Source organism: Pragia fontium DSM 5563 = ATCC 49100, assembly GCF_900112475.1.
Classification (GTDB): domain Bacteria; phylum Pseudomonadota; class Gammaproteobacteria; order Enterobacterales; family Enterobacteriaceae; genus Pragia; species Pragia fontium.
The window spans coordinates 1-2,839 of sequence record NZ_FOLW01000027.1; the positions used below are offsets into that span (position 1 = coordinate 1).

Annotated in this window: 2 protein-coding genes; both read left to right on the plus strand. The window is 42.4% G+C overall.

Going from position 1 to position 2,839, the window contains the following annotated elements; genetic code table 11:
- A partial coding sequence (locus tag BMZ28_RS17165) for an autotransporter outer membrane beta-barrel domain-containing protein (RefSeq protein WP_139211661.1) occupies positions 1-516 on the plus strand: 516 nt, incomplete at its 5' end.
- Positions 517-818: 302 nt separating this feature from the next.
- Positions 819-2,839: pertactin-like passenger domain-containing protein (locus tag BMZ28_RS17170; protein WP_074825157.1), on the plus strand; the 2,021-nt coding region annotated here is incomplete at its 3' end.

Genomic DNA, 2,839 nt, shown 5'->3' on the forward strand with positions numbered 1-2,839 from the left:
CTGAAAAACGACTTTAGCGTACGCGATAGCCAAAATAATCGGGTTAGCGGTAATGGCAGCTCCGACGGGGTGAGTTTCTCTCTGGAAACCGGACAAAAATTGAGTCTGGGCCAGCAGGGGAATGGTTTCTATATTGAGCCTCAGGCACAGTTAAGCTACAGCCATCAGGACGCAACGCGAGTTAATGCCAGTAATGGACTCAAGGTCGATTTGGGCAGCTATGAGTCATTAATTGGCCGAGGAAGCGCTGTAGTGGGATATGAGCTTCAACAGGGTGATAATTCTCTCAACGTTTATCTAAAAACCGGTTATCTACGTGAATTTTCTGGCGATACCGATTATCGACTGAATGGTTCACCAGAAAGCCACAGCTTTAAAGGTGGTTGGTGGAATAACGGCGTCGGGGTGAGTGCTCAGATGAATCAACAGCATACTTTGTATCTGGATTTAGATACCTCAACCGGCAATAAATTTAACCAGCGTCAGATTAATGCAGGTTATCGCTTTAGTTTTTAATTTCTTATTAATACATTCTCCTTTTATTAATGGGTCATAATATTTTATGACTCATTAATTTCATTCAATTTATAGTGATGTGGTTTTAAGTCAAATGAGTTTATTTTTTATGATTTATGTAACTGGTTTTTTAATAACGCATTGCTTTCATTGGTTTTTATCTGTTGATTAATGATAAATGTTAGAAAATATCAAGTTGTAGTTTAAATTAATAATCATTAATTTATTTATATAATATTGCCAAAGTGTGGGTTTTTGTTTATTTTTCGGGTGGTTTAGTTGTGATTAAAGGAAGTTTTTTAATGGATGCATATATATATCCACGGGATTTTAGGAAGAAATCCATCGATAAATTCTCTAAATGTATTTTAAATCAATCAGTAACTATGATGGGTTTATTGAGCCTGAGTATTTTTACTTTTCAACATCAAGCACTGGCTGATGATTTGGGAAGTCAAAATGCAAACACCATTGAACTAAACGATGGCGATAAAATAATCGGTGACCTTAGCTGGAATGGTGTTCGTTATGGTGTGCTTAATATGCAGAATCAGACTGCTAACATTCATTTAGCTAATGACGTTAGTATAAGTGTGGTTGAGCCTGATTCAGTTGCTGAAGGCATTATTATTAGTGGTAAAAACAGCATATTAACGGCCAATCGTTTATCCGTAGAGGTTACGGGGCGAAATGTGATGGGCTTAAACATCAATGGTAGCAACGCTAAGATAAATTTAGGCTCCGGCAGCAAAATTGTGGTTGCCGCTTCTGGTACGGACAGAGCTAGCGGCATTAGCGTCAGCGGCGGTACGACCTTACAAGCAGACCACTTATTAGTGAGTACCCAAGGCGATTATGGGGCTGGTCTACGCCTTGATGATAACGGCACATCAGTGGATTTAGGTGAGGGTAGTGCCATTTATACCACCGGTAGATCGAATAACGGTGTTTATATTTCTGGTTCTGAAGACTCTAAATTTTTTAAGGCTTCTGGATTAACGATTGAAACCAAAGGCAATACGGCCTATGGCATTGAAACACATAAGTCATCCAGCGTTGATTTGGGCAATGGGAGTAAAATCAGTACATCAGGCGAGGATGCAAATGGATTACTGATCTGGGGTCTTGGTGATATTAAGGCTACGGCCTTGACCGTAAAGACCGCCGGTGCAGGAGCAACGGCAATTGAAATTCGCGACAATAGTGTGGCAAATATTGGTGCTAACAGCCATTTATCAGTGAATGAGAGTGGTGCATTACTTGCCTACAATACCGGTAGCGGCAAAGCCACCATTAATTTCTTAGGTACGTCCGAGCAACGCAATACTATTTTTTCCAATGGTTCCTATGGGGTGTCTGCCCAATATAACTCTGATGTTAATTTGTCTAATACCGATATTAATATCAACTTAGGCGTGGGTTTATGGGCTTTAGGCCGAGGCAAAATTACCGGTGATAACCTGACGATAAAGGGTGCGGTAGGGAATGCTGGCGTCTACGCAATGACTGACAGCCAGATTGATTTGACCGGCAATACGATTATTCATATGGCTACCTCGAATGATGTGGCGTTTTCTACGCAACATAATAATGGCTATGCGGCCAGTCGAATAAACGCCACGGGTAAAATGACTATTCAGGGAGGAATTCGGGCACGTGGTGGAATTATTCATGTTGATATGGACTCAGGCTCATATTGGAGCGGTCATGCATACAGCGATAATATCAATGGTGGTGAGTTAAATATTTCGATGGCCGATAGCCGCTGGAATATGACGGCGGATTCCAACTTGGACAAGCTGGTACTGAATAACAGCATGGTAGATTTTAGCGAAGATAAAGTCGGTTCATTGTTGACCATTGGCGAGCTAAGCGGCAATGGGCATTTTATTTTGCGTACCGATTTGGTCAGCGATGGGGTAAATGCCATCGGTGATAAATTGGTGGTCAGCGGAAAAAGTGAGGGCAACCACCAACTCACGGTACTTAACCGCGGCAGTTTGGCCACTACTGGTAATGAAATATTAACCGTCGTCGAAACTCAGGATGGTCAGGCAACGTTTACCAGCACCAGTGAGGTAGAATTGGGCGGCTATTTGTACGCTGTGCGTCAGAACGGCACTCACTGGGAGCTGTATTCCCCAGGGGTATATGTGCCGCCGCCAGAGCCAGAACCAGAACCAGAACCACAGCCAGACCCAGAACCTATTCCTGAGCCAGAACCAAATCCAAATCCATCGATCACTACGTCGGCTGATGCCGGAGCTAATTTCCTGAATATTGGTTATTTGCTGAACTATGCGGAAAGCCAAACTTTGTTCCA